Raw genomic sequence first — 26,735 nt, 5'->3', positions numbered from 1 at the left:
CCGCCATTTGGAGGGAGGGCTCCCCAAGCCCCCGGCAGGTGTTTATTCCGTCGCGACTTGCAGCACCAGCTTGCCGAAGTTCTCGCCGCTGAAGAGCTTGAGCAGGGTGGAGGGGAAGGCGTCGACCCCGCCCGTCACCACGTCTTCCTTGCTCTTCATCTTGCCGCTCTTGAGGTAGCCGGCCATCTCGGCGATGGCAACGGGGTAGCGGTCGGCGTAGTCGAACACCACCATGCCTTCCATGCGGGCGCGGTTGACCAGCAGCGACAGGTAGTTGGCCGGGCCCTGCACCGGGGTGGTGTTGTTGTACTGGCTGATCGCACCGCAGATCACGATGCGCGCGCCGCGGGTGATGCGGGTCAGCACGGTGTCGAGGATCTCGCCGCCGACGTTGTCGAAGTAGATGTCGACGCCCTTGGGGCAGTGCTCGCGGAGCTGGTCCTTCAGGTTGCCGGCCTTGTAGTCGATGCAGGCGTCGAAGCCGAGCTCCTTGACCACCCAGTCGCACTTGGCCGGGCCGCCGGCGATGCCGACCACGCGCAGGCCGCGGATCTTCGCGAGCTGCCCCACTGTCTGCCCCACCGCGCCCGCCGCGCCCGAGACCACCAGCGTCTCGCCCGCCTTGGGCAGGCCCACGTCGATCAGGCCGAAGTAGGCCGTCATGCCGGGCATGCCCAGCACGTTGAGCCACTGGGTGGGCGTGCCCACGCGGGGGTCGATCCTGACCAGGCCCGTCCGCTTGAATTCGCTCTCGGGGATGACCGCGTACTCCTGCACGCCCAGGCTCGCGTACACATGGTCGCCCACTGCGTAGGCCGGGTTGTTGGACGCGACGACCACCCCCACGCCGCCTGCGCGCATGACTTCGCCGATGCCCACCGGCGGGATGTAGCTCTTGCCTTCGTTCATCCAGCCGCGCATGGCCGGGTCGAGCGAGAGCACCAGGGTCTTGACCAGCACGCCCCCGGCCGGCGGCTCGGCCACGGGCTCGGAGGTGTGGCTCCAGTCGCTCGGCTTGGTGTTGCCCACGGGGCGGGCGGCGAGGCGGACCTGGTGGTTGGTGAGGGCGGCGAGGGCGGGCATGGCGGTCTCCGGTTGGATGTGTGGCGCAATGCTAGTGCGGCGGTGGGGCGATGTTGTCGCCCAGATGTCAGCGCCGTGGGCTTCGATCAGGCATGAAAAAACGCGGCCGAAGCCGCGTTTCAGTTGGGTGCGAGCCGCGTATCAGCTGATGACGCGGATGTTCGCAGCCTGCAGGCCCTTCTGGCCTTGCTTGACTTCGAACTCGACGCGCTGGTTTTCCAGCAGGGTCTTGAAGCCCGAGCCCTGGATGTCACGGAAGTGGGCGAAGAGGTCTGCACCGCCTGCGTCCTGGGCGATGAAGCCGTAGCCCTTGCTTTCGTTGAACCACTTCACGGTTCCGGTTTGAGTCGTCATGGACGATTCCTATCTTTCTTTGAACAAAGTTATTAATGCGCAGCACATGCTCCGCATGCAGAGACACTCAAGAAACGTACTCGGGGGGTTCTGACGGAACCGGACTGGAACCAGGCCGGGCTTCGAAAAAATCACTCGCAACCACTGTCTTGCGTATACCTGTAGGCTGAATATACCTCGCAATTGCTGTGTTGCCGCCAATGAAGCTCTCCGTTCTCGACCAATCCGTCTCGCTTGCAGGCAGCAGCGAAGACGCCGCCATCCGCGACACCCTCGAACTGGCCCAGCACGCGGAGGCGCTGGGCTACCACCGCTTCTGGCTGAGCGAACACCACAGCCTGCCGACCATCGTGGGCAGCGCGCCCGAGATCCTGATGGCGGCCATCGCCGCGCGCACGAGCCGCATCCGCATCGGCAGTGCCGGCGTGATGCTGCCGCACTACTCGGCACTCAAGGTGAGCGAGCAGTTCCGCGTACTGGAGGCGCTGGCCCCCGGCCGCATCGACCTTGGCGTGGGGCGTGCACCAGGCGGCGACATGCGCACCGCGCAGGCGCTCAACCCGCACACCTATGGCACCGCGGAGCACTTCCCGGAGCAGATCCGCGAGCTGCAGGCGTGGACCAGCGGCCAGCCGCACCGCGGCGTGGTGGCCCACCCGCGCGGGCCGCTGGTGCCCGAGCTGTGGGTGCTGGGCAGCTCTGACTACGGCGCGCAGCTGGCCGCCCACATGGGCTTGCCGTATGCCTACGCCTACTTCTTCGTCGACGGGCAGGGCGTGGAGCAGGCGCTCGACCTCTACCGGCGCCTCTACCAGCCGAGCGAACGCCACCCGCAACCGCAGCCGACGATCTGCGTCTGGGCGCTGGCAGCCGACACCGAAGAAGAGGCCGTGCACCACGCCCTCAGCCGCGAGCGCTGGCGGGTGGACCGCGGGCGCGGGGTGCTGGGCCCGCTGCAGTCGCCCGAGGCGGTGGCGGCGCGGGGCTTCACCGTCGACGAAATGGAGCGGGTGGTCGAGCCGATGCGTCAGCGGGCCTTCGTCGGCACGGCCGCGCAGGTCAAGCGCAAGCTGGAGGCGCTGGCGGCCGAGCTGTCGCTGGATGAGATCGTCATCAACACCTGGGCGCACGACCCCGCGGTGCGCCGCAAGTCGTACAGCCTGCTGGCACAGGCCTTTGGTTTGGCGGAAACTCACCACTGATCCATGACAACAACATGACGGCAGGTGAGGCCCGATGAGACTGATCGAATTCGAACTGCACGGCGACTACATCACGCTCGATGCCCTGCTCAAGGTCACGGGCCTGGCGCACAGCGGCGGGGCCGGCAAGGCGATGGTGGCCGAGGGCAAGGTGGAGGTCGATGGTCAGCAGGAGCTGCGCAAGACCTGCAAGATCCGCGCAGGCCAGGTGGTCAGCGTGACGGGCGCGCGCGTGCGCGTGCACGCGCCCACCATGCCGGCGCCGCTCGATGGGATAGAGCGGCCCCACGAACAAAAGCCCGACCCCCGCGGTTGAGCGCGGGGGTCGGGCGGGGCTCTTCAAAGAATCAGAAGCGGTAGGTGGCGCCCACGCTGACGAAGTCGGACTTCGGGCCACCGAGCACGTCGAACTTGTAGCGCTCGTATTCGGCGCGCACGCCCAGCTGCGGCGTCACGTTGTACTGGATGCCCAGGCCGCCCTTGTACGAGGTGCCGTCGCGGTTGGACTCGCCCGCGTCGACACGGCCCTGGAACACGCCCACCTTGGCGAGGCCCGTCCATTGAGGCGTGAAGGGCACCTTGAGCACGCCGTCGACGAAGCCGCCGTCGGCATCGAGGCCACCGAAGTCGCCGAAGTTGATGTAGCCGAGTTCAAGCGCCAGGTTGGGCGTGAAGTCGTAGCCGACGATGGCCTTGCCGCCGACCTTGTTGCGGTCGGTGACGTCGAAGTCGCCACCCTTCCACTTCGACTGGCCGATGCTGCCGCCGATGTAGAGGCCGGTGCCCGCCACCTGGGCGTGGGCCGCAGGGATTGCGCATGCGCCAACGATGCATGCCGCCAGAAGTTGTTTGTTGAATTTCATTTGAGGTTCCTTTCGCGTAGTCGCGTAGTCTTTCAACACGAAGACAGGTGAGTCATCGGTGGCGAAATGGTGGGCGACAGGACCACAAATGCGGATCGGAAGAGCCTGCGCGTGCACGTCGGCGTGCATTGGCTTTGCCTGTAGGAGATGCCCCACGCTGGGGCGAGCCCGAAGACGCTGCGTCTAGCGCCGAGGCGAGCGTGCGGCGCGGGCCTGCTCGCGCAGCATGAAGAGGTAGAGACTCTCCACCTTCTCGCGTGCCCACGGCGTCTTGCGCAGGAAACGCAGGCTCGACGAGATGCTGGGGTCGCTCGTGAAGCAGCGGATGTTGATCTGCTCGCCGAGCCCGGGCCAGCCGAAGTGCGCCACCAGAGCGTTCAGCATTTGCTCGAGCGTGATGCCGTGCAGCGGGTTGCGCGGTTGTGCCGGTGCATTCATCGCTGCAGGCCTCCGGCCAGTCGCAGCAGGGTGGGGTCGAGCTCCTTGAGTGCCGCGATGAAGGCCGTGTCGTCGCGGCCGAAGCCGAAGTCGACGAACTCGAAGCCCGGGGCCACCGTCGCGCCCACATAGGCGAACTCGCCCAGCGGTGCAGCGGCCTGCCACCAGCCTGCGGGCACCACGTGGCGCGGCGTGGCCGTGGTGCTGGCCGGCGCAAGCGTCACCTGCTCGATGCGGTCGAGCGAGGGTGGCACGCACCAGAGCGTGAGCGGGTCGCCTTCCAGCAAGTGCCATGCTTCGTCGGACGCCACGCGGTGCCACGCGCTGAACTCGCCGGCCTGCAACAGGAAGTCGATGCTCGTGAGCGCACTGCGGCGCGGGCGCCCGTGGCCCGGTGTCACGCTGTGTGGCGAGCGGAAGAACTCGCGGTAGTGCCCGCCCTCCGGGTGCGGTTGCAGCCGCAGCTGCTCGATCAGGGCCTTGGCGCGCATCGTGTTCAGGCCACGTAGAGCAGCACCGCGCAGTAGTGCGACACCGTGCCGCCCAGCACGAAGAGGTGCCACACGCCGTGCGCATGCTTCCAGCGCTCGTCGTTGGCATAGAAGACGATGCCGATGGTGTAAAGCAGGCCCCCGGCCACGAGCCAGGCGAGGCCGGCATTGGGCAACTCGCGCACCAGCGGCACCACCGCCACGATCGCCATCCAGCCCATCGCCACGTACAGCGGCACCGAGGGCACGCGCTCGCGGCCGAGCCACAACTCCTTCACGATGCCGATCACCGCCAGCCCCCACACCGTGCCGAACAAGGCCCAGCCCCACGGCCCGCGCAGCGTGACGAGCGTGAAGGGTGTGTAGGTGCCCGCGATCAGCACGTAGATCGCGCAGTGGTCGAACTTGACCAGCACCTTCTTCGCCGCGCCCTTGACGCTGTGGTACAGCGTGGACGCGCCATAGAGCAGGATCATGCTCGCGGCAAAGATGCTGAAGCTCACCATCTGCCACACATCGCCGCGCAAGGCGGCCTGCACGATGAGCCAGGCGGAGCCGCCCACGGCGAGGAGGAGGCCCGCGAGGTGGCTGTAGCTGTTGAATCGTTCTCCGTGGTACATGAAGATGAAACTCCGAATCGGGTGATGGCCGCGAAGGGGCTGCGCTCGGGCGGCTCGTCCTGCCTGCAATCTAACCCAAGGCTGGCATCATTCCCCCATGACGCAGATGCTTCCGCCCCCCTACGTTCCGGCCCGCGAACTCACGCCGCTGCTGCGCAGCGCGGGCCACGCCGCCCTGAGCCCGGCGGGCCTGAGCGAGCTTTCCGGCGTGGCGCTCGACGAACTGCAGGCGCTTGCGCCGAGCTGGAACGATCTGGCGCCTGATGCCTACCTGCGCGACGGCGGCCGCTACCGCCGCCGCCGCCATTCGTGCTTCGTACTCGAGGGCGATCTGGTCACGCAGGCGCCGCATCGTGCGCACTGGCAGCCGGTCGAATACAACGCGCTGCACGGTGGGCTGGAGCGCTGGTTCGAGCCGATGGATCCCGTGGTCGTGGGCCGCGACGCATGGCCCCGCCTGCTGCGCAGCCTGGGCGCCGTGTGTTCGTCGGTCAAGGGCGCCCGGCCGTGGTTCGTGGAGGCGCACCAATTTCGCATCGACACGACCGACGGCATCGGCCGCCCGACGCCGGAAGGCGCGCACCGAGACGGTGTCGATTTCGTGGCGGTGATCCTTGTGGGCCGCGCCGGCATCAAGGGCGGCGAGACGCGTGTCTTCGAAGCAGCCGGCCCGAGCGGCATCCGCTTCACGATGAGCGAGCCCTGGACCACGCTGCTGCTCGACGACGAGCGCGTGATCCACGAGAGCACGCCGATCCAGCCGACCGATGCCGGCGGCCACCGCGACACGCTGGTGCTGACCTTCCGCGCGGGCGGCTTCCAGGGGCCGGCTTGAGATAATCCGCGCCTGTTGTCGTCTCGAAAGTCTGTTGTGTCTCGAATCCTGTCGGCGTTGTTGCGCCTGGTGTTGGTGGCCGTGGGCGTCGTCTTCGGCCTGCTGGCGTTGCTGCTGGGGCTGGTGATCGCGTTCTGGCTCATCGTGTGGAGCCTGCTGCGGGGCCGCAAGCCGCAGGTCAAGCGCTTCCGCATGAACCCGTCGCAGCCCTTCGGGGGCATGGGTGGCCGGCGCGCCCCCGCCGGCGACGTGGTGGACATCGAGGCACGCGAGGTGCCCGACTCCCCGCCGCAACAATTGAATCGCGACCGCGGTTGACCCGCCCCCGCGCGGCGTGACAGACTTCGCGCCCCATCCACCCACTCGAAGGAGAGAACCATGACACACGCTGACATTGCCCTCCAGTGGGTCGCCGCCACGCACGCTGCTGCCTGAGCCGCATTGACACGTCTCTGATCGCCACCGAGATCTGACCTGTCGCTGCAGCGCCCGCGCGCTGCTGCCGCCGACCCTTCCATTCACTCGCTGCCGCCCTTGGCGCTGAGCCTCGGGCCGGCGTTCGCATTCCCGACGATGGAAGACAGATCTCATCATGATCGACCTCAATGTCGAGCGCCTGCGCTCGATCGGTTTGACCCCGGCGATGGCCCAGGCGGCCTTTGCCTTTTCCTCCACCATTGACGACACGAAACGCCTGCGCCTGCTGCGGGTGACCGAGGTGCACCGCGAGACGATCGTCGTGCACGACGGCGAGCAGGAGGCCAGCGGTCGGCCCATGCCGCGCCTCACCCGCGAGCTGGCCGACGCCGGCACGGCCATCGCGGTCGGCGACTGGGTCCTGCTCGCGCCCGATGCCCATGGAGAGCTCTGGGTGCATGAGCGCATCCCCCCGCTCACGCACATTGCCCGCCGTGATGCCGATGGCCGCCGCCACCCGGTGGTGAGCAACGTCGACACCGCGCTGCTGGTGATGAGCCTGGACGACGACTTCAACCCGCGCCGGCTCGAGCGCTTCCTCACCCTCGTGCAGACGCAGGGCGTGGTGCCCGTGGTCGTGCTGACCAAGGCCGATGTGGTGACGCCCGTCCGCATCGGGCAGGCACTCGACGAGCTGCGCGAGCGGCTGCCTGCCGGGCTGGAGATGCTGGCGCTCGACGGCCGAGACCCGGCCAGCGCGCAGGCGCTTGCGCCTTGGCTCGGCACGGGCCAGACGCTGGTCCTCCTCGGCTCCTCAGGTGCCGGCAAGTCGACGCTGACCAATGCGCTGCTCGGCGCGGCGGTGCAGGACACCGGCGCCGTGCGCGAGCACGACAGCCGCGGCAAGCACACCACGACCTCGCGCTCGCTGCACCGCCTGCCGAGCGGCGCCTGCGTGATCGACACCCCCGGCGTGCGCACGCTCAGGCCTGACGTCGACGAAGCCTCGCTCGACGCGGTCTTCGGCGACATCGCCGCGCTCGCGCCGCTCTGCCGCTTCCGCGACTGCCAGCATGGCGCTGAGCCTGGCTGTGCGGTGCGCGAGGGTGTGTCACCCGACCGCCTGCGCAACTACCAGAAGCTGCAGCGCGAGCTCCGGCGCGACACACAGACCGCGCTCGAGCGCGAGAAGCAGCTGTCGCAATGGAAGACGCTGATGCGCGCCGGCCGAGAGAGAGGAAAACAGAAGCGCGGCGTAGGTTGAGCCCCCGAAGCGAGGCTCCGATCGAGCAACGCCCAAGGGACGGGTTTCCCGGCCCGATGGATGGCGCCCCTTGGGGGCAGGAGCGACAGCGACTGGGGGGCCGTTTCAGGCGGGCTGGGTTCGTTTGGCTGTCTTATGCAGGTACATGCGCGCGTCGGCGTGCATGAGCAGCTGCGAGCCCGAGTTGATCTCGGAGCCGAAGGCGATGCCGTAGCTGATGCCTGCATCGGGGTAGCCGGCTTCGTGCAGCTTGCGCTCGACCACCACGAGGGTGTTGCGCACCAGCTCTTCCTGGTGGCGCTCGCCGAGCACGGCGAACTCGTCGCCACCGAGGCGGAACACGCCCATGCCGTCGCTCTTCACGACGCTCAGGCCCTGCGCGAACTCGCGCAGCAGGCTGTCGCCGTGGGCGTGGCCGCGCTCGTCGTTGATGCGCTTCAGGCCGTCGAGGTCAATCATCACCAGCATCACGCGCTGCGATGCGGTGGGGTCACCCGGCACGTGGGTCATGTTGGCGAGCGTGCGGTCGAAGGCGTGGCGGTTGCCGATGCCGGTGAGCGAGTCGGTGCTGGCCTGCGTGAGCGCGTCGTTGAGCTGCGCCATGTAGGCGTCTTTCTCGCGCCCGAGCAGGCGGATCTTGTCGGCGAGCGCGAAGGCGAGCAGCACCGCATCGGTGGTGGCACCGAGCAGGGTGAAGAGCTCGATGTTGCGCATCATGCTCGGCACCAGGCCGAAGTTGGCCGGCAGGATGAGGATCGCGGGCAGCAGCAGCGCGAAGAACGCGGCCAGGAAGTAGCGCGCCGGCAGGAACCCCTGGCCGAGGCGAATCATCCCGGCCACGAGAGCGGTGGTCAGCGAGACCGAGATCACCGCGGTGGCCAGCAGGTGGGCGTAGGCCACCGAGATGAAGCACACCGGCGTGAGCGCCAGCGCCACCATGATGGTGCCGCGGGCGAACGTGGCCAGGCGCGGGGCGTGTTCCTTGAGCCGCAGGAACTCCAGGAAGAAGAGGCTGTTGAACACCGACGACAGGAAGAACATGACGTAGTGCCACGACAGCACGCGCCAACCCATCCAGTCGGACAGCACGTGCAGCGTCATGGCCCACGAGGCGGTGGCCACCAGCAGGTACAGCGCGTAGTACAGCAGCGCCTTGTCGCGCACGCCGAGGTAGACGAAGAGGTTGTAGAGCGCCAGCACGAGCATGGCGCCCAGCGCAGACAGCGTGAGCACGTTCTCCGCGACCACCGTCTTGCGGTAGTTGGCTTCGCTGGAAACGTAGATGCTCGGGTAGCGCGCGAAGTAGCGGCTTTCGATGCGCAGCAGCACCTGCGCCACGGCGCCCGGCGGCAGCTCGACGTTGCCGCCGTAATGCATCATGTAGTCGCTGCTGCCGTTGTAGCCGGTGATGAACGACTGCACCGGCTTGCCGTCGGTGTAGACGCGCACCTCCACGCGCTCCATCAGCGTGCCGGTGGGGTCGATCACCCAGCGTGTCTGCTGGGTGTCGTTCTGGACGGTCGCAAAGAACCAGTAGCTGCCACCGAAGAGGCTCACCCGCTCGATCTGCTTGTGCTTGGCGAGCCAGGCGGGCAGGTCCTTGGCCGAGGCGGGCGGTGTTTGGTCTTGCGCCAGGTAGAGCTGGCCGCGCGAGGAGATCTCGGACTCGACGTCGGCGTTGAGCGAGATCGGCGCGAGCTGCGCCTGGGCGATGGGGGTGAAGAGTGCGCTCGCCGCGAGGGCAAGCGAAACGAGCAGCCAGTGCAGTGCACGGCGCAGAGGGCCTGACAACCCTGGCATCGCGGCGACCCCTCCGTTCCTTTTGGGTGGCCTGGAATGTAACAAATGCATGGCCTTCTGCGCCACGAAGGGGGCCACTCCGTGCGCAAGTCGACAGCTTTCAGGTCGCAGTTGTCACAGATCCTTTTCGCCCACGATCGCTTGCGGGTAGCCGCTGATGGCACGCGAGGTCTGCATGCCGGCCATCACCGCGGCCTCCACGCAGCCGGCGTTGATGCCGGTGCGGATCCAGTCGCCGGTCACGTAGAAGTTGGAAAAGCCGGTGTTGTCGGTGTGCAGGCGGTACCGGGTGCTGTCGACCACCGAGAGCACGTAGCGCTCCGACGGGTCGACGTTGGCGCGCCAGTACTGGCTCTCGAAGCGCTGCTCGCCTGCGCCGCCGTTCATGTCGACGAGGGCGCTCCAGTCGAAGCCTTGCGGCGTGGCGATCGCCGGCCACAGGTTGTAGATCTGGTGGTTGAGCTGCTGGATCGCGCCGGCCTTCACCTCGGCCGCCACGCGGGCGGGGTAGGCGTGGTCGCTGAAGGGCGGGTAGGCCTTGACCGGCAGCACGCTGCAGAAGTACGACACGTTCTTCGGCTGGTACTCGCGCGGCCAGTCTTCGCGCGGCAGCGTCTGGTCCATTGGGGCCCAGGTGTCGAAGGGCTCGGTGAAGGCGGTGAGCACCGGGTCCTCGTCGTCGCGGCCGTAGTACCGCCAGCCGGTCTGGTGGATGTCCTTGTTCAGCCACACCTGGTAGGCCTGGGTCGCGACTGTCTTCACCTTGGCGCAGGCCAGTTGCATCGTGGCGCTGCGCGCCACCATCTGCGGGCAGAGGGGCTGCAGCGCGTCCTGCGCAATGCCGAACACCACCTCGTCGAAGTCGACGCCGCGCTGCAGCGTGACGGTGGGCAAGGGCTTGCCGAAGGTCTGCTGGTAGAGCTCGGGCCAGTCGGTCCAGTTGGACTCGAGGTTGACCTTGTGCCGTTGCAGCAGGGCGGCCTGGGCCTTGTCGAGCAGCTCGTACTTGGGCGTGCTGGGCCAGCAGGCCAGGCCCTTCACCGGCACCAGCGGGTCGTAGTCGCCACCCGGCACGTCGACCTGCCGGGTGATGCGGATCTGCGCGACCACGTCGCTCCCGGCCTCGGGCACGATCTCCTCGACCTTGTGGAAGAACTTGAACTTCACGCCGCGCTTCTGGAGCACCTCGTAGAAGGGCGTGAAGATCGTGTCGCCCATGCCGGCCTGCATCTTCCACATGATGCCGCCCTGGTAGGCGCAGGTCATGCGGAAGATGCCGCGCAGCATGGTGCCGGCTTCGATGTTGGGCCGGTCGTAGTCGCCGTCTTCGTAGGCGAAGACGAGGTCGTACAGGCCGCGCACCGGGGCCGAGTCGACGCTGATCTTCTCGTTGGCGCCGTGCTTGATGAACCAGTCGCGCAGGTCGATGTTGTTGATGACGTCGAAGCCGTGCACGAAGACCCCGTCTTCCAGCATGCCGATCAGCGAGGCGAGCGCGAGGTCGATGCAGATGTAGAGGTGGCGCAGGTCGTCGGCCACGCTGTCGTCTTCGGCTTCGGCCTGGTAGCGGGCCTGCAGCGCGGCGCGTGCGCCCTTGAGCGTGGCGGCCTGCAGCACGTGGTCATGGTGGTCCTGCTCGGCCAGGCCGGGCAGGCTCTGCACGAAGGCCCAGGCCGCGTCGAACACGCTGTGCACGTCGGCCACGATGGTTTCGACCGTGCGCTCGATGCGCTCGGCGATGGCTTCGAGCCAGCCGCCATCGTGGTCACCGGCCACCGCAACGGCGCGCGTCTCGCTGGTCACGACCTTCACGCTGCCGTGCTTCGCGTCCAACTCGCCCAGCCACATCTTCACCCACTCGTACATGGTGAGCGCGATGTCCCACAGCGTGACCTCTTCGTCGCTGTGGCCGGGCACGCCGGGCATCTCGGGCGTGTCGATCAGCCACTGGCGCCAGCGGTCGTGGATCAGTTCGCTCAGGGCGAACGAGTGCTGCGGCTTGAAGGCGTCCTGCCAGGTGGCGAGCGGCGCGCCGGGCGGGCGGTCGAGCAGCGCATAGGCCTTCTGGATGGTGCGGAAGGCGTTCTGGTAGAAGCCGAACCAGATGTGCAGGCCGTGCTCCTCGATGCGCTGACCGATCTGCGCGTTGCGCCCGCTCGCGCCCTTGCCGCCGAGCCGCCAGCCCATCTGGTAGACGGTGATGTCGTACTGGTTCTCCCAGCCGGGCTGGTCGGTCAGATAGAAGGCACTCGTCATCGCGGCCACGCCGCCACCGAGGATCGCGATCTTCTTCGGCTTCACGACCGAGTTGTCGTGGATCACCTCGCCCGGCGTCACCTCGAAGTCGAAGCTGATGTGGAAGGGCAGGATGCCCGGCTGCGCACCGAGCGAAAGGCCCAGCGATTCGTTGAGCGGGAAGCTCGCGAACTCGTGCAGCGTGACCTCGTAGTCGTCTTCGAAGACCTCCACCGCATGCACCGCGTTGACCTTGGCGGGCGCCGCGACGATGGCCTGGTAGACCGCCTTGACGCCCGAGGTATCGGGAAACTGCTTCAGGAAGATCTGCTCGCAGCCAGGGCTGCGCAGCATGTCGGCGATCTGCTCCCACGCCTCCTTGTCCATCTCGAGCATGGCCGGCAGGTTGGCGCCCAGCAGCTCGATGCCTTCCTCGATCATCTCCATCAGGCCGCCGACCTTGCGGATGCCGTGGCGGTCGGTCGTCGCGTTGACCTCGATCAGCGGGTGCAGCGCAAGGCGCGAGTCAGGAGAGAAGGGCTGGAAGCCCTGCGCCGAGAGCGAGAAATGCCGCGCCGGCTCGCCGGGCGCGGGCATCTCGTATTCGCATTGGTACTTGGGGTAGCCGAATAGCTCGCGCCCGTTGATGAGCGCCATGCAGCTGTCGACGAAGATGTGGCAAGGGTAGAAGAAGAGGCGGCTGATCTTCGATTCGCCCTTGTCGACCTGCCCGACCATCACCCAGGTGATGATGTCGATCTCTTCGCCCCAGCCTTTCACCTCGTCGCTGGGCCAGGTGGAAAACGCCTTGTGCACCTTGGTGAAGGTGAGCATCACGAAGGGCGAGCACACAACGAAGCGCATCTCGCCGCCGGCCACGGCGGTGAGCGTCGAGTCGACGGTCGCCTGCAGCTTCGCCAGCTCACCCTTGACGAAGAACCCGTACATCTCCGAGTTCTTCAACTGCAGGGGCGGGTGCATCAGCACCGAGCCCGCCGGGTAGAGAAAGTTGGGACGAGTGGCGTTCGAAGCCGTCATGAGACCCCCCTCCGTTGCAGTGATGAGCGCGGAGTATCTGCGGGGCGTCTGCCAAGGTCGACGTTCAGGCGGCGCAGATTTCGCGGCGCAGTTCGCACTCAGGCCGGCGGCGTGGTGGTGAGTCGTTCACGCTTCGCAAGGTCGGGAAAGAGCTTGAACCACAGCCCCGCGATGAAGAGCGTGCCCGCGCCGCCGAGCAGCACCGAACCCACCGGCCCCATCAGTGCGGCGGTGGCGCCCGACTCGAATTCGCCGAGCTGGTTGGAGGCGCCGATGAAGATCGAATTGACCGCCGCCACCCGCCCCCGCATGGCGTCGGGCGTCTCCAGCTGCACCAGCGACTGGCGGATCACCACGCTCACCATGTCGGCCGCGCCGCTCACGTACAGGGCGACGAGCGAGAGCACGAACGAGGTCGAGACGCCGAAGACCATCGTCGCGAGGCCATAGACCGCCACGGCCGCGAACATCGCGTGCCCCACGCGGCGCGAGATCGGCCAGCGCGTGAGCACGAGCGACATGCACAAGGCACCGGCCGCCGGTGCGCCACGCAGCAGGCCCAGGCCCCACGGGCCGACGTGCAGCACGTCCTTGGCAAACATCGGCAGCAGCGCCGTCGCACCGCCCAACAGCACGGCGAAGAGGTCGAGCGAGATCGCGCCCAGCACCACTGGCCTTTGCCAGATGAACTGGAAGCCCGCGAGCACGGTCGCCAGCGACACCGGCTCCTTGGGCGGCGGCACGTGCGGGTGCCTAATGCGCAGGAAGAGCACACCCGCCGCGATGAAGCACGCGGCGCAGGTGGCGTAGACCACGTCGGCCCCCGCCACGTAGACGAACCCGCCGAGCGCCGGCCCGCCGATGATGGCCGCCTGCATGCCCGCCGAGCTGAAGGCCAGCGCCCGCGGCAGCACGCTGGCCGGCACGAGCGACGGCACCAGGGCCTGCTGCGCCGGCATCTGGAAGGCCTTGGCCGTGCCGATGGCGACCGAGAGCGCCAGCAGCAGCCAGCGGCTCGCCCAATGGCCGTGCGTGGCGAGCATCAGCACGATCGCCACCACCGTCTGCGCCGCCATCGCGAACGCCAAGATGCGGCTGCGGTCGTGGCGGTCGGCCACGTGCCCGGCCACGAGCGTGAGCAGCAACGCGGGAAGGAACTGGAGCAGGCCGACGAGGCCCAGGTCCCACGCGCTGCCGGTCAGGTCGTACATCTGCCAGCCCACGGCCACCATCAGCATCTGGTTGCCGGTGGTGCCGGCCAGCCGTGCGTACCAGAAGCGCATGAAGGCCGGCAGGGTGCGCAGGGGCGTGTCGGGCGAGATGGCGGGCGTGGACATCAGAAGGGCAGGGGGCTTTCGAACGACAGGGCCTCGCCGCTCAGCGGGTGGGCGAAGGCGAGGGTGTGGGCGTGCAGCAGCAGGCGTGGCGACTGCGCGGCCACCTCGGGCGGCGCATACAGCCCATCGCCCACGATCGGGTGGCCGAGGGCCTGCAGGTGCACGCGCAGCTGGTGCGAGCGGCCGGTGACCGGCATGAGCGCCACGCGGGTGCGGCCGGGCTGGCGTGCGATCACGCGGTAGCGGGTGACGGACGGTTTGCCCATGGCGTTGTCGACCTTCTGCAGCGGGCGATTGGGCCAGTCGGCGATCAGCGGCAGGTCGATCTCGCCTTCGTCGTCATGCATCTCGCCGGCCACCACGGCCACGTAGCGCTTGGCCACGTCGCGCCGGGCAAAGGCCGCGCCGAGCGCGCGCTGCGCTGCCTTGCTGCGGGCGAAGACGAGCAGGCCGGAGGTCGCCATGTCGAGCCGGTGCACCACCAGCGCATCGGGCACTTCGGCCTGCACGCGCGAGGCCATGCAGTCGTGCAGCTCCGCCGGCCGGCCCGGCACCGAGGGCAGGCCGGCAGGCTTGTCGACGACGACGAGGGTCTCGTCCAGGAAGAGGGGGAACAGGCTCACGCGTGGGCGACGGTTACGGCTTGTGCGGGTTGTGCCCGCCGGAACCTCGTATTCTCCCTGCCACGCGTGTACCGCCTTGCACGCGTTTGCTTCAGAGGACCCGCATGACGATGCTGAACCGACTCCTTCCCCTCTTCGCCAGCGCGATGCTGCTCGGTGCCTGTGGCGGCGGCGAGGGTGGAGGCGCCGCGCCCCCGCCGCCCGCCCCTCAGCGACAGAGTTATCTCGGGTTCAGCCCCTGGCCCTTCGATGCGACGACGGCAGCGGTCGACTGGACCTGGTCGACCATCCGCGCCGAGGGCGACATCGTCTCGCAGCACCTCGAGGAGGGCGTGCCCTGGCCTGAGGCCCTGGCGGGCCTGCCCTTCCCGGCCTCGTACGCCAACCAGCTCGCCGACCGCCGCACGCGCGCCAACGGCAAGAGCGTGCTGGTGCAGATCAACCCGCTCAACATCGAGCGCAACGGTCTTGCGCGCCTGCGCACCGACGCGGCCAGCAACGCCGCGCTGCCGGCGCCGTGGAGCGGCTACCGGCTCAACCACGCCAACGTGAAGACGGCCTACCTCAACTACGCCCTGCGCGTGGCCGATGCGCTCGCGCCCGACGTGCTGCAGATCGGCATCGAAGCCAACGAGCTGCGCGAGAAGGCGCCGGCATCGTGGGTCGATTACGTCGACCTGCACTGCACGACCTACCACGCCATCAAGGCGGTGCGGCCGTCGCTGCCGGTGACGGTCTCGGTGCTGGCGCCGGCGCTCTTCCCGGAGTACTCGGGCGAGTACGTGCTGGCCGAGCAGCAGGCGGCCCTGGCCGACCTCGCGCCCTGCACCGACCAGGCGGTGTTTTCGGTGCACCCGTTCATCAGCGGGCTGCTGGCCGAGAGCTTCCCGTCGAACTACTTCGACACGCTCTTCAGCCGCCTGCCCACCGCGATGCAGACGAAGCCGCGCGCCATCTCCGAGAGCAGCTATCCGGCGCAGGTGTTCAGCCTGCAGGTGAACGGCAGCACCGTCACCTGGAACGGCTCGCCCGCCAAGCAGCGCGACTTCGTGGCCACGATGCTGGCGGCCGCGCAGCAGCACCAGATGCGCTACGTCGTCTGGTATTCGGTGCGGGACTTCGACCAGCTCTGGACCAACGCGCTCAACCAGGACCCGCTCGCGCTGCTGTGGCGCGACACCGGGCTCTTCGACGAAAGCGGCGCCCCGCGCGTGGCACTCACGCCGTGGCGCGAGGCGATGGCACGTCCGGTGCGGCCGTGGTGACGGGCTGAGCGCGAGGCTTCAGCCGCATCTGCAATCCCACCGGCGCCATCGCGAACGCCATCTTCTCAGCGGGCTCGCGTCCATCGAGCGTGCGCACCTCGTCGATCTCGAAGCTCGACAGCAGCATCGCCATCGCCATCTTGATCTCGAGCAACGCGAGGTAGCGCCCCGGGCACACCCGCGGCCCGGCGCCGAAGGGCATGGCCACGCGCTTGGGCGAGGTGGGTGTGAGCGCCGGGTCGGCGTGCGCCAACCAGCGCGACGGGTTGAAGGCCAGCGGGTCGGGGAAGTGGCGCTCGCTCACGCTGTCGTGCCGCAGCACGCACCACACGAAGGTGCCCTTGGGCACCTGCACATCACCGAGCGCGGTGTCTTGCAGCGCTTCGAGCACGAGGAAAGGCGCCACCGGCTTGAGCCGCATCGTCTCGGAGGCGCAGGCCTCGAGGTAGTCGAGCGAGGCCATCTGCTCCGGCGTGAAGGCTCGCGGATCGGGAGCGACACGCTGCACTTCCTCGGTTGCCAGGCGCAGCGCATCGGGGTTGCGGTGGAGCAGCCAGATCATCCACGCGAGCGTGTTGGCGGTGGTGTCTTCGCCGGCCAGCAGCATGGTGATGACGTTGCCGGCCACGTGCTCGTCGGTGAGACCACTGCCGCCCTCATCGGCCGCGGCGATCATGCCTTCGAGCAGGTTGCTCGGCTGCGTGCGCAGCGCCGGCTGGGCCGCCATGCGGGCTCGGGCTTGCGCGATGAAGCCGGCGATCGCGACATGGATCGCCGCCACGCTGCGGTCGAGCGCCCGGTCGCGCGGCAGGCGCACATAGCGCCAGTAGGGGAAGCGCGAGAAGATGCGGCGAAAGAGCGCCGGGAAGATCTTGTCGAGGTGCTGCTGGATCACCTCTTCGTCGGACTCCAGGGTGTTGATGTCCTGCCCGAAGGCGAGGCCTGCCACGCCGTCCACGGTGTAGCGCATCAGGTCTTCCTGCAGCGGGATGGCGTTGCCGGCCTCCATCGCCTTGTGCCAGCGCGCATGCAGCCGCTGCACCACGCGCTGCAGCGACGGGAAATATGCGCGCACGTGACCCGGCGCAAAGCTCGCCATCACCATGCGCCGCTGGTCACGCCAGGCCTGGCCCTCGGCGCCGAAGACGCCGGGCTTCAAGCCCATCTCCTGGCCGACCTGCGAGGTGCGGATGGTGCGGCGGAAGCCGTCGGGCCGGTCCTTCAGTGCATGGGCGATCACCTCATGGTCGGTGACGACGAGCGCGCGCATCTTGCCCAGCCGCACGCTGAAGAACGGGCCGTACTCGCGCGCCCAGCGCTCCACGTCCTGGTGGATGTGCCTGAGCGTGATCTGGTGGGCGTTGCCGATGAGCGGCAGGCCGGGCGGCGCGGGCAGGTCCGCGATGCGGCGAAGGGCCGGGGCCGGGGCGGTGGTGGTGTTCATCGGCGGGCGTGGCACGAACGGGATGGCGTGCATTCTGCAGCCCCGAGGGTGCTGCAGCGCACACCGCCCTGCCGTTCGTGCGGTGCCCGCCGGCGCGGCCTCAGCGGCGCCAGTGACGGTCGTGGTGATGGTGATGGTGGTACGGCGGCGGGCCCGAGTAGCCGGGCTGCACGACGACCGCGCGATGGCGGTGCGGCACCGGCACCACCACGCAGGCGGTGAGGGCCTGCGAGGCCAGCACGACGCCCAGCACACCCAGCACGCGGCGCTTCGCGGATTTCTGCATGTCTTTGCTCCTGGGCGCCAGACGAGGCTCCCACGAACAGTCAACGGCAGGCCCCTCGGCGCTGTTGACGCCTTTACGTTGCTGCCAGGTAAAGCTCCGTGATGCGGATCAGAGCTCGCCGCGGCGCTCGAGCTCGATGCACTGCGGGTGGTTGTTGAACTTCCAGCGCTTGCATTGCTGCTGCATGCAGTAGACGAGCGCGAAGTTCGTGCGGCTGCCACAGGCCGCGCGCGGGTTGTTGGGCTCGGCGGGCAGCGCCGAGGCGATGCTCTTCGGCGGCGGCTTGCGGGCGGTGGCTGGCGGCTCGGGTTCGCGGTCGCCGTCACGTTCGCGCGGTGCTGCGTCGGCCTCGGGTCTTGCCGCGGCGGTCTGCTCCTGCGGCGGTGCTTCTTCAGGCGGCGGCAGGGTCGGCGGCACGCGGGGCGGCGGCGCGGCCTTGGCCACGCGCACCGGCTTGGGCGGTGCTGCGGGTTTGGCGGCGGCCTGGCGGGTGGGCGCGGGTGGTGCCGCGGCGGCCGAGGCCGGCTGCTGCGGCGCCGACGCGGCCTGGGCGACGACAGGCGCGGCCTGTGCCACCACAGGCGCAGCAGTGGCCGCGGCACTGGCCGCTGCAGTCGCCGCCGAGGCTGGGGCGGGTGCCGGCCCGGCCGCGGTGGGCTCGGTGGGCAGCGGCATCGCGCTGCTCGCGCCTTCGGCCGCGGGCTGGGGAATGCGCGCCACCACCGCCGGCGGCAAATCGCTGACCGAGATGGAGGCGAGCGACGGCTGGCGCTGCAGCGACGTCCACCAGGCACCCGCGATGCCGAGCACGGCGATGGTGGCAACCCACATCGGCATGCGGCTGCGCTTGGGACGGGGCGGCGCATCCATGGGCTCGGCCGCGAACATCGGTTCCGGCTCGGGCTCGTGGGCAGGCGCCGGCGTGGCCCGTGTGCTGCCGCCGGTCGCGGCGGCAAAGTCGAAGTCGGCGGGGCCTCTGCTTGCGGCCTGGGGCGCTGCCGCCGGCGGCTCGGCCGGCGTGGCGCGGTCGAGCAGCAGCGAGAACTCGGCCGCGCCACGCGGCCGGTCGCGTGGCCGCACGGCGAGCGCCTTGTCGATGGCGGCGAGGAAGGGGGCGCTGTAGCTGAGGCCGGGGAACAGCAGCGCACGCGACGCGACGGTTTCGGCGAGCGGACGCTGCGGGTCTTCCAGCGCGCGCACGGTCGCGCGTGCGGGCGGCACGCCGGCGATGGCGAAGTGCAGCACGCCGGCGAGCGCGTAGATGTCGCTCCACGGGCCTTGCTGCAGGGTCACCGATTCGCTGTACTGCTCGATCGGCGCGTACGCCGGGTTGAGCAGCGCGGTGAGCGGCATTGTCTTGTCGGTGGCCAGGCGGCTGGCCACGCCGAAGTCGAGCAGCACTGGCCGGCCATCGCCCAGCACGAGGATGTTGTCGGGCGAGATGTCGAGGTGCAGGCAGTTGGCGTTGTGCAGCGTGCTGAGCGCGCTCAGCAGGGGTGCGAGCAGCGAGCGCAGCCAGGCTTCGTCCGGCGGCGCCTTCATTTCCGCCAGCACGTCACCGAGCGTGCGCCCTTCGTAGTAGGGCATCACCATGTAGGCGCTGCGGTTTTCTTCCCAGAAGGTGAGCACGCGCGCCAGCGACGGGTGGTCGAAACGCGCCAGCATCTTGGCTTCGTTCAGGAAGGCCTTCATGCCCGCGCTGTAGGCGGTGGGGTCGGCGCCGGGCTTCATCCAGACCTGCCCGTCGTCGCAGCGGATGGCGAACTCGGCCGGGAAATATTCCTTGATCGCCACCTGGCGCTGCAGCGACGAGTCGAGCGCCAGGTAAACGATGCCGAAGCCACCGCGGCCCAGCACTTCGATGAGCTGGTAGCCGCCCAGCCGGGTGCCGGCAGGAAGTGCGTCGAAGGGTTGCACGGGGTCGAACTGCTGCGTCGTGGGTCCGAAATCCATGGAAGGTTCTTGCTTCTCGGGCATCTGGTCCCCCTTTGGGCAAGCGACGTGCCGCCGGGCCGGTTTATAGAGCACGGCCCCCGCGATCGGGGGCGTCACCTGGGCGACAGCAACACGGTGATACCTTATGACTCCCCCACACAACACACAAGGAGACCCCATGGGCGTCCAGCTAGCCAAGCCCTCGATCGACCTCGGCATCGTCACCACCAACGGCCAGTCGATGCTCGCGTTCTACCGCGACGTGCTCGGCTTCAAGTACCTGCGCGAGATGCCCACCGCCGGCGGCGTGATGCACCAGATGCTCTGCGGCGACAGCATGATCAAGCTGGTGGTGCTGCCGCAGGTGCCGGCGCAGGCCACGCCGGGTGGCATCCAGGGTGCGGCGGGCTACCGCTACTGGACGATGACCGTCACCAACATCACCGAGATCGTGCAGGCCTGTGTCGATGCTGGTGCCAAGGTGGCCGTCAAGGAGCGCGAACTGCGCCCGGGCGTGAAGATCGCCATCGTGGAGGACCCGGACGGCAACTGGGTCGAGTTCCTGGCCCTCGGCTGATCGGGCGGGTGCAAAAAAAAGTCCTCAAGTCCGGTCTGGATCGGTCGATAAAACCGTCGAATCACCATGAGCGCCATCTCGTCCATCGCGATTTCCGGCATGAACGCCGCCACGACCCACCTGGGCGTTGCGGCGCACAACGTTGCCAATGCGGTCACCCCGGCGTTCCGCCGCCAGCAGGTGGTGCAGCAGTCGCAGCCGGGCGGTGGCGTCTCCACCCAGATCACCCGGGCCGCCGAGCCCGGCAGCAACCTCGCCGCCGACCTGGTGCAGCAGAAGGTTGCGCTCTACAGCTTCAAGGCCAACCTGCGCACCGTGCAGGTCGAGCACGAGATGCTGGGGTCGCTCATCGACCTCAAGGCCTGACCGGCCTCTCCGATACCCGCCGACCCATCTACCTGCACGGCTGAGCGGAGCCGGGCTCACCTGCTCGCGTACCATGCGCGCCTGCCGCAGCAGGCCGTGCCGCGGCCTTGCCCTCCACCTCCGTTTGACGCCCACACACCATGGCCTCCAGCCTGCTTGCCCTGCTCGACGACATCGCGACCGTTCTCGACGACGTGTCGATCCTGACCAAGGTTGCCGCCAAGAAGACCAGTGGCGTGCTCGGCGACGACCTCGCGCTCAATGCCCAGCAGGTGGCCGGCGTGAAGGCCGAGCGCGAGATTCCGGTGGTGTGGGCGGTGGCCAAGGGCTCGTTCGTCAACAAGCTGATCCTCGTGCCCGCGGCGCTCCTGATCAGCGCCTTCGCGCCGTGGGCGGTGACGCCGCTCCTGATGGTGGGCGGCCTCTTCCTCTGCTTCGAAGGCGTGGAGAAGCTTGCGCACAAGTTCCTGCACAGCAAGGCCGAAGACGATGCCCACCATGCCGAGCTGACCAACGCGCTCGCCAACCCCGAGGTCGACCTGGTGGCGGTCGAGAAGGAAAAGATCAAGGGCGCCATCCGCACCGACTTCATCCTGTCGGCCGAGATCATCGCCATCACGCTCGGCACCGTGGCGACCAAGAGCCTGCTGATCCAGGCGAGCGTGCTGTCGGGCATCGCGATCATCATGACCGTCGGCGTCTACGGCCTCGTGGCCGGCATCGTGAAGCTCGACGACCTGGGCCTCTACCTGAGCCAGAAGGCCAACGCCGCGGCGCGCGGCATCGGCGCCGGCATCCTGAAGGCCGCGCCGTGGCTGATGAAGGGCCTGAGCGTGGCCGGCACGGCCGCGATGTTCCTCGTGGGTGGCGGCATCCTCACGCACGGCGTGCCGGCGCTGCACCACGCCATCGAGGCGGTGGTGCACGGCATGGGCACCGTGGGCAACCTCGTGGTGTCGAGCCTGCTCGACGCCGTGGTCGGCATCATCGCCGGCGCCGTGGTGCTCGCCGTGGTGTCGGTGGTGCAGAAGGCGCGCGGCAAGAAGGCGCACGCCTGATCCTGCGTGGGCCCCGGCCCCGCCGGTCAGCGATCAGGGCCGGTTGAGCTTGACCTCTGGCGGCTCGGTGTCGACGAGCTCGCCGTTGCGGGCACGCACTGGCGACGTTGCGCCCGGGCTGGTCGGGCTGCCGATCACGGGCGGTGTCTCGTCGAAGCCGATCCCCGGCCTCGGGCCGTCGCTCCACTCGTTGTAGACCCAGTCGCCGTCGTGCTGCGACAGGCCGTCCGGGATCGGCGGCTCCTGCACCGGCACGCCTTGCAGCGCCTGGCGCATGAAGTTGATCCACACCGGCAGCGCGAGGCCGCCGCCTGATTCGCGCGAGCCCAGGCTGCGCGGCGTGTCGTAGCCCATCCACACCACTGCCACCAGCGACGGCTGGTAGCCGGCGAACCAGGCGTCGACCGCGTCGTTGGTGGTGCCGGTCTTGCCGTAGAGGTCGGTGCGCTGCAGCTGGGCCTGGGCACGTGCCGCGGTGCCGCTTCGGGTGACTTCCTGCAGCAGGCTGCCGGTCAGCCAGGCGTTGCGTGCCGGGATGGCACGGCTCGCCTCGTCGAGCGTGACGGGCGGGACTTCGAAGAGCGTCTTGCCCTGCGCATCGACGATGCGCTCGATCACCACCGGCTGCACCGGGAAGCCGCCGTTGGCGAGCACCGAGTAGGCCCCCGCCAGTTGCATCGGCGTGGTGGCGCCCGAGCCGAGCGCGAGCGTGAGGTCGGCCGGGTGCTTGGCCGGCTCGAAGCCGAAGCGGGCCGCCCAGGCGCGCGCCGCATCGGGGCCGAGCAGCTGCACGAGCCGGATGGTGACGAGGTTCTTCGAGCGGGCAAGCGCCTCGCGCAGGGTGATCGGGCCGTCGTACTGGTCGTCGGAGTTCTTCGGATCCCACGCGGGCGTGGCGCCGTTCGGGTCGGCGGGCAGTGGCGCGTCGTTGACCTGCGTGTTGGGCATCACGCCCTGCTCGAGCGCGGCCGAGTAGAGGAAGGGCTTGAAGCTCGAGCCGGGCTGGCGCCAGGCCTGCGTCGCGTGGTTGAACTGCTGGCGGCCGAAGTCGAAACCGCCGACGAGTGCGCGCACCCGGCCGCTCTGCGGCTCGAGCGCCACCAGCGCGCCCTGCACCTCGGGCCACTGCGCGATGGACCAGCGCTTGCCGGCCTGCGTGACGCGGATCACCGAGCCGCGGCGGATGCGCAGGCTGTCGTTCGCGCGCGGCGACAGCGCGGCCTGCGCGAGCCGCAGCCCTTCGCCCTGCAGGCGCAGCACCTCGCCGTTGGCGAGCGTGGCCACCACCAGGCGTGGCGACGCCTCGGTGACGAGGGCCACGCGCAGGTCGGCGTCGTCGGGGTGGTCGGACAGGGCTTCCGCCACTGCCGGGTCGTCGGCGGCCACGCCGTCGGGCAGGTCTTCCTCGTCTTCCGGGCCGCGGTAGGGCTGGCGGCGGTCGTAGTCGAGCACGCCCTTGCGCAAGGCCTGCCACGCCGCCTGCTGGTCGCCCGCGCGCAGCGAGGTGGTGACCTTCAGGCCCAGCGTGTAGCTCGCCTCGCCGTACTGCGCATAGAGGGTCTGGCGCACCATCTCCGCCACATGCTCGGCATGCACCGCGTAGTCGTTGCCCTTTTGCACCTGCACCTTCTCGGCCTGCGCCGTGGCGTGCTGGGCCTGGGTGATGACGCCGGTGGCGAGCATGCGCTCCAGCACCTGCAGTTGCCGCTTCTTCGCGCGGTCGAAGTTGGCCGACGGGTTGGCGTAGCGCGGGTTCTGCGGCACGCCGGCGAGCATGGCGCTCTCGGCCACCGAGAGCTGCGTGAGCGGCTTGCCGAAATAGGTCTGCGAAGCCGCCTCGAAGCCATATGCCCGCTGGCCCATGTAGATCTGGTTGAGGTAGAGCTCGAGGATCTGGTCCTTGCTCAGGTGCTGCTCGATCTTGATCGCCAGCAGCGCCTCGCGCAGCTTGCGCATGTACGACTTCTTCTTCGACAGGTAGAAGGTGCGCGCCACCTGCTGCGTGATGGTGGAGCCGCCCTGGCTGCGCGAGGCGCGCCAGAGGTTGGTGAGCGCCGCGCGCACCGTGCCCTTGAGGCTCACGCCGCTGTGGTCGCGGAAGCCCGCGTCTTCGATCGCGAGCACCGCATCCTGCACGAGTTTGGGCGTGTGGCCGATCGGCACGTAGTAGCGGCGCTCCGCGCCGAACTCGCCGATCTCCACCCCGTCGCGCGTGAACACGCGCAGCGGCTGGCGCGGCTGGTAGTCGGTGAGCATCGTCAGCTCGGGCAGCTGCAGGTAGAGCACCGTGAGCACCGCAGCGCCGAGCATCGCGCAGCCGGCGGCCACGCCACCGGCGATGAGCGCGATGCGCTTGAAGAGGGTCTTGCGGGCAGGTTTCATGGGGGTTCTTTTCAATGCAAGGCCATTATCGAAAAGCCACTTCCGCTAACCTTGTGCCCTTCCTTTGAACGCAAGGGGCTTTTTTGTTCCGTTTCTTCGAGCGGCTGGTGCATCCGTTCCCGGACGCGCAGCCCACCACGCCACCCGGCTCGTTCTCGGCATTTCTCTGGGCCTGCACCCAGGGCCTGCGCCCCTACCTGCTCGGCATGATGCTGCTGTCGGCGACCATCGGCGCCTTCGAGGCCTGGCTGTTCGCGATGATGGGCGAGATCGTCGACTGGCTGGCGAAGGTCACCCCTGCCACGCTGTGGGCGCAGGAGGGCCGTTCGCTGCTCATGCTCTCGGCGGTGCTCGCCGGCAGCATCGTGCTCGTGTGGTTCCAGACGGCCATCAAGCACGTCGCGCTCGGCGGCCAGTTCCCGATGCTGCTGCGCTGGAACTTCCACCGCCTGATGCTCAGCCAGAGCATGAGTTTCTACCAGGACGAGTTCGCCGGCCGCGTGGCCACCAAGGTGATGCAGACGGCGCTCGCCGTACGCGACGCCTGGTTCATCGCCTGCGACCTGCTGGTCTTCGTGATCATCTACTTCGTGACGCTGATCGCCGTGATGGGCAGCTTCGCGATGTGGATGCTGCTGCCCATCCTCGGCTGGCTGGCCCTGTACGGCCTGGCGCTGACGTACTACGTGCCGCGCCTGGGCCGCATCGCGCAGGAGCAGGCCGATGCGCGCTCGCTGATGACGGGCCGCATCACCGATGCCTACACCAACATCGCGACCGTCAAGCTCTTCTCGCACGCCGGCCGCGAGGCGGGCTATGCGCGCGGCGCGATGCAGGAGTTCCTCGACACGGTGAAGGTGCAGATGCGCCTGGTGGCCTCGTTCGAAACGGTGAACCACACGCTGTCGGTGCTCTTGATCCTGAGCACGGCCGGTGCTTCGCTGTGGCTGTGGACGCGCGGCGAGGTGGGCGTGGGCGCGGTGGCAGCGGCCACCGCGATGGCCCTGCGGCTCAACGGCATCTCGCACTGGATCATGTGGGAGATGGCCACGCTCTTCGAGCACGTGGGCACCGTGCAGGACGGCATGACCACGCTCTCGCGCCACCGCACGGTGGTCGATGCGCCACAGGCCGTGCCGCTCAAGGTCACGCGCGGCGAGCTGCGCTTCGAGAAGGTCGGCTTCTCCTACGGCGCCGGCCCGCAGGCGCGGCAGGTGGTCGACGGCCTCTCGCTGCACATCAAGCCCGGCGAGAAGATCGGCCTCGTGGGCCGCTCGGGCTCGGGCAAGTCGACCATCGTCAACCTGCTGCTGCGCTTCTACGACGTCGGCTCCGGCCGCATCCTGATCGACGGGCAGGACATCGCCACCGTCACGCAGGACAGCCTGCGCGCGCAGATCGGCATGGTGACGCAGGACACCTCGCTCCTGCACCGCTCGGTGCGCGACAACATCCTCTACGGCCGCCCCGAGGCGGGCGACGACGCGATGCGGGCCGCGGCGAAACGTGCCGAGGCGCACGAGTTCATCGAGACCCTGGCCGATGCCAAGGGCCGGCGTGGCTACGACGCCCACGTGGGCGAGCGCGGCGTGAAGCTCTCGGGCGGCCAGCGCCAGCGCATCGCCATCGCGCGGGTGATGCTGAAGGACGCGCCCATCCTCCTGCTCGACGAGGCGACGAGTGCGCTCGACTCGGAGGTGGAGACCGCCATCCAGGCGAGCCTCTACAAGCTGATGGAAGGCAAGACGGTGGTGGCCATCGCGCACCGCCTGTCCACCATCGCCGCGATGGACCGCCTGATCGTGCTCGACAAGGGCCGCGTGGTGGAGGAGGGCGACCATCGCAGCCTGCTCGCGCAGGGTGGGCTCTATGCGCGCCTGTGGGCGCACCAGAGCGGCGGCTTCCTCGGCGAGGAAGCGGACGACGAGGCCGAGCCGGTCCCTGCCTGACCCCGTTCAGCGCTTGACGTCGAGGAGCTCGACCTCGAACACGAGCGTGGCATTGGGCGGGATCAGCCCGTTGCCGGCGCCACGTTCACCGTAGGCGATGGCCGGCGGGCACACGAGCTTGGCCTTGCCGCCCACCTTCATCTTCTGCACGCCTTCGGTCCAGCACTTGATGACGCGGTTGAGGGGGAACTCCGCCGGCTGGCCGCGCGAGTAGGAGCTGTCGAACTCCTTGCCGGTGGTGGGCAGCGTGCCGCGGTAGTGCACCTTCACCGTGTCGGTGGCCGCCGGCGAGGCGCCGGTGCCTTCCTTCAGCACGGTGTAGACGAGGCCGCTCTGCGTGGTGACGCTGGCGGGCTCCTGCCGGGCTGGGCTTTTCGCGGCGTCTTGCGCGCAGGCGCTCAAGGCCAGCTGGCTGGCGAGGGCGGCGACGAGGAGGGAGTGTTTCTTCATGCGGTTTCCTTCGGGCAGAAACCGCGCATGTTAGGAGGCGAAGGCGAGCAGCTGGCGAGCGTCCTCGTCGCTCAAGGGTTTCACCACGTAACCCTGCACGCAGCCGTGGGCGGTGCAGCGCAGCCGGTCGGACGCCTCGGGCGAGCTGGTGAGCATGACCACCGGCACGGCGCGGTCCTGCGGCGGTCGCAGGGCCTCGTAGGCGCGCAGGAAGGCAAAGCCGTCCATCTCGGGCATGTTGAGGTCGAGCAGTACCAGCGACGCCTGCGGCTGGGCCATGTCGGCCAGGCGCTGCAACGCCTCGGCCGCCGTGTCGAAGCAGCTCACCTGCCGGGCGATGCCACGTGCACGCAGCACCACCTCGGTGTAGACGAGGTCGGCATCGTTGTCGTCGACCACGATCACGAGATCGAGCATCACGGG

The 26,735-nt window shown here is 68.7% G+C and carries 26 protein-coding genes; 10 read left to right on the top strand and 16 right to left on the bottom strand.

What is annotated here, in order from left to right:
- Positions 1 to 42: 42 nt before the first annotated feature.
- Both JI745_RS07025 and JI745_RS07020 read right to left on the bottom strand, forming a co-directional pair.
- Positions 43 to 1,083: an NADP-dependent oxidoreductase gene (locus JI745_RS07025; protein ID WP_201804925.1), complete on the bottom strand. Its 1,041-nt coding sequence runs from the start codon at positions 1,081 to 1,083 to the stop codon at positions 43 to 45.
- Positions 1,084 to 1,224: 141 nt separating this feature from the next.
- Complete coding sequence (locus tag JI745_RS07020) at positions 1,225 to 1,437, bottom strand: cold-shock protein (RefSeq protein ID WP_201804923.1); 213 nt, start codon at positions 1,435 to 1,437, stop codon at positions 1,225 to 1,227.
- A 200-nt stretch (positions 1,438 to 1,637) separates the two neighbouring features.
- Between JI745_RS07020 and JI745_RS07015 the strand changes: the two genes are divergently transcribed.
- Both JI745_RS07015 and JI745_RS07010 read left to right on the top strand, forming a co-directional pair.
- The gene (locus JI745_RS07015; protein WP_201804922.1) at positions 1,638 to 2,639 is read left to right on the top strand and encodes an LLM class flavin-dependent oxidoreductase; all 1,002 of its coding nucleotides are present in this window, start codon (positions 1,638 to 1,640) and stop codon (positions 2,637 to 2,639) included.
- 34 nt (positions 2,640 to 2,673) lie between these two features.
- The gene (locus JI745_RS07010; protein WP_201804919.1) at positions 2,674 to 2,955 is read left to right on the top strand and encodes an RNA-binding S4 domain-containing protein; all 282 of its coding nucleotides are present in this window, start codon (positions 2,674 to 2,676) and stop codon (positions 2,953 to 2,955) included.
- A 31-nt stretch (positions 2,956 to 2,986) separates the two neighbouring features.
- Here the strand turns inward: JI745_RS07010 and JI745_RS07005 are convergent, their stop codons facing one another.
- From JI745_RS07005 to JI745_RS06990, 4 genes are all read right to left on the bottom strand, one after another.
- The gene (locus tag JI745_RS07005; protein ID WP_201804917.1) at positions 2,987 to 3,502 is read right to left on the bottom strand and encodes a porin family protein; all 516 of its coding nucleotides are present in this window, start codon (positions 3,500 to 3,502) and stop codon (positions 2,987 to 2,989) included.
- Positions 3,503 to 3,685: 183 nt separating this feature from the next.
- On the bottom strand, positions 3,686 to 3,940 hold the full coding sequence (locus JI745_RS07000; protein WP_201804915.1) for a VF530 family DNA-binding protein: 255 nt from the start codon (positions 3,938 to 3,940) through the stop codon (positions 3,686 to 3,688).
- Positions 3,937 to 4,431, bottom strand: a complete 495-nt coding sequence (locus JI745_RS06995; protein ID WP_236674929.1) for a cupin domain-containing protein — start codon at positions 4,429 to 4,431, stop codon at positions 3,937 to 3,939. The genes JI745_RS07000 and JI745_RS06995 overlap by 4 nt, the downstream gene beginning before the upstream one ends.
- Before the next feature lie 5 nt (positions 4,432 to 4,436).
- A complete protein-coding gene (locus JI745_RS06990; RefSeq protein ID WP_201804914.1) occupies positions 4,437 to 5,051 on the bottom strand; it encodes a hemolysin III family protein in 615 nt (204 codons plus the stop codon).
- A gap of 97 nt (positions 5,052 to 5,148) precedes the next feature.
- On the opposite strand from JI745_RS06990, the gene JI745_RS06985 reads away from it, so the two are divergent.
- The 3 genes from JI745_RS06985 to rsgA all read left to right on the top strand — a co-directional run bounded on the left by JI745_RS06985 (position 5,149) and on the right by rsgA (position 7,567).
- Positions 5,149 to 5,886, top strand: a complete 738-nt coding sequence (locus JI745_RS06985) for a 2OG-Fe dioxygenase family protein (RefSeq protein ID WP_404932801.1) — start codon at positions 5,149 to 5,151, stop codon at positions 5,884 to 5,886.
- A 36-nt stretch (positions 5,887 to 5,922) separates the two neighbouring features.
- On the top strand, positions 5,923 to 6,204 hold the full coding sequence (locus tag JI745_RS06980) for a hypothetical protein (protein ID WP_201804912.1): 282 nt from the start codon (positions 5,923 to 5,925) through the stop codon (positions 6,202 to 6,204).
- 274 nt (positions 6,205 to 6,478) lie between these two features.
- Complete coding sequence (rsgA, locus tag JI745_RS06975; RefSeq protein ID WP_201804911.1) at positions 6,479 to 7,567, top strand: ribosome small subunit-dependent GTPase A; 1,089 nt, start codon at positions 6,479 to 6,481, stop codon at positions 7,565 to 7,567.
- 105 nt (positions 7,568 to 7,672) lie between these two features.
- On the opposite strand, the gene JI745_RS06970 is transcribed toward rsgA, so the two are convergent.
- The 4 genes from JI745_RS06970 to JI745_RS06955 form a co-directional block, all read right to left on the bottom strand.
- Complete coding sequence (locus JI745_RS06970) at positions 7,673 to 9,367, bottom strand: GGDEF domain-containing protein (RefSeq protein WP_201804909.1); 1,695 nt, start codon at positions 9,365 to 9,367, stop codon at positions 7,673 to 7,675.
- A 114-nt stretch (positions 9,368 to 9,481) separates the two neighbouring features.
- The gene (locus tag JI745_RS06965) at positions 9,482 to 12,640 is read right to left on the bottom strand and encodes an NAD(P)-binding protein (protein WP_236674928.1); all 3,159 of its coding nucleotides are present in this window, start codon (positions 12,638 to 12,640) and stop codon (positions 9,482 to 9,484) included.
- Between the two features lie 98 nt (positions 12,641 to 12,738).
- Positions 12,739 to 13,977 carry an MFS transporter gene (locus tag JI745_RS06960; RefSeq protein WP_201804907.1) on the bottom strand — a complete coding sequence of 413 codons (1,239 nt, stop codon included), beginning with the start codon at positions 13,975 to 13,977 and terminating at the stop codon, positions 12,739 to 12,741.
- Positions 13,977 to 14,600: an RluA family pseudouridine synthase gene (locus JI745_RS06955; RefSeq protein ID WP_201804906.1), complete on the bottom strand. Its 624-nt coding sequence runs from the start codon at positions 14,598 to 14,600 to the stop codon at positions 13,977 to 13,979. Before JI745_RS06955 ends, JI745_RS06960 begins: the two co-directional genes overlap by 1 nt.
- Positions 14,601 to 14,710: 110 nt before the next feature.
- Between JI745_RS06955 and JI745_RS06950 the strand changes: the two genes are divergently transcribed.
- Positions 14,711 to 15,865, top strand: coding sequence for a hypothetical protein (locus JI745_RS06950; RefSeq protein WP_201804905.1), 1,155 nt, complete (start codon positions 14,711 to 14,713; stop codon positions 15,863 to 15,865).
- On the opposite strand, the gene JI745_RS06945 is transcribed toward JI745_RS06950, so the two are convergent.
- The 3 genes from JI745_RS06945 to JI745_RS06935 all read right to left on the bottom strand — a co-directional run bounded on the left by JI745_RS06945 (position 15,819) and on the right by JI745_RS06935 (position 19,548).
- Entirely contained in the window at positions 15,819 to 17,309 is a 1,491-nt protein-coding gene (locus tag JI745_RS06945; RefSeq protein ID WP_201804904.1) for a cytochrome P450, read from the bottom strand. The genes JI745_RS06950 and JI745_RS06945 overlap by 47 nt on opposite strands.
- A 100-nt stretch (positions 17,310 to 17,409) precedes the next feature.
- Positions 17,410 to 17,595 (bottom strand): hypothetical protein, encoded by a 186-nt coding sequence (locus JI745_RS06940; protein ID WP_201804903.1) that lies wholly within the window; start codon positions 17,593 to 17,595, stop codon positions 17,410 to 17,412.
- A 108-nt stretch (positions 17,596 to 17,703) separates the two neighbouring features.
- On the bottom strand, positions 17,704 to 19,548 hold the full coding sequence (locus JI745_RS06935; RefSeq protein ID WP_201804902.1) for a serine/threonine-protein kinase: 1,845 nt from the start codon (positions 19,546 to 19,548) through the stop codon (positions 17,704 to 17,706).
- 160 nt (positions 19,549 to 19,708) lie between these two features.
- On the opposite strand from JI745_RS06935, the gene JI745_RS06930 reads away from it, so the two are divergent.
- From JI745_RS06930 to JI745_RS06920, 3 genes are all read left to right on the top strand, one after another.
- Positions 19,709 to 20,107, top strand: a complete 399-nt coding sequence (locus tag JI745_RS06930) for a VOC family protein (RefSeq protein ID WP_201804897.1) — start codon at positions 19,709 to 19,711, stop codon at positions 20,105 to 20,107.
- Positions 20,108 to 20,173: 66 nt separating this feature from the next.
- Positions 20,174 to 20,473 carry a flagellar basal body rod protein gene (locus JI745_RS06925; protein ID WP_201804896.1) on the top strand — a complete coding sequence of 100 codons (300 nt, stop codon included), beginning with the start codon at positions 20,174 to 20,176 and terminating at the stop codon, positions 20,471 to 20,473.
- A 140-nt stretch (positions 20,474 to 20,613) separates the two neighbouring features.
- Entirely contained in the window at positions 20,614 to 21,531 is a 918-nt protein-coding gene (locus JI745_RS06920) for a DUF808 domain-containing protein (RefSeq protein WP_201804895.1), read from the top strand.
- 33 nt (positions 21,532 to 21,564) lie between these two features.
- Here the strand turns inward: JI745_RS06920 and JI745_RS06915 are convergent, their stop codons facing one another.
- Positions 21,565 to 23,913, bottom strand: a complete 2,349-nt coding sequence (locus tag JI745_RS06915; protein WP_236674927.1) for a penicillin-binding protein 1A — start codon at positions 23,911 to 23,913, stop codon at positions 21,565 to 21,567.
- Positions 23,914 to 23,996: 83 nt separating this feature from the next.
- On the opposite strand from JI745_RS06915, the gene JI745_RS06910 reads away from it, so the two are divergent.
- Complete coding sequence (locus JI745_RS06910) at positions 23,997 to 25,862, top strand: ABC transporter ATP-binding protein (RefSeq protein WP_201804894.1); 1,866 nt, start codon at positions 23,997 to 23,999, stop codon at positions 25,860 to 25,862.
- Between the two features lie 6 nt (positions 25,863 to 25,868).
- Here JI745_RS06910 and JI745_RS06905 read toward each other — a convergent pair whose 3' ends face one another.
- Positions 25,869 to 26,312: an FKBP-type peptidyl-prolyl cis-trans isomerase gene (locus tag JI745_RS06905; RefSeq protein ID WP_201804893.1), complete on the bottom strand. Its 444-nt coding sequence runs from the start codon at positions 26,310 to 26,312 to the stop codon at positions 25,869 to 25,871.
- 30 nt (positions 26,313 to 26,342) lie between these two features.
- Positions 26,343 to 26,729 carry a response regulator gene (locus tag JI745_RS06900; RefSeq protein WP_201804892.1) on the bottom strand — a complete coding sequence of 129 codons (387 nt, stop codon included), beginning with the start codon at positions 26,727 to 26,729 and terminating at the stop codon, positions 26,343 to 26,345.
- Between the last annotated feature and the right edge of the window lie 6 nt (positions 26,730 to 26,735).

Source organism: Piscinibacter sp. HJYY11 (genome assembly GCF_016735515.1).
Lineage (GTDB): Bacteria > Pseudomonadota > Gammaproteobacteria > Burkholderiales > Burkholderiaceae_C > Rhizobacter.
This window is presented reverse-complemented; position numbering and strand designations above follow the sequence as displayed.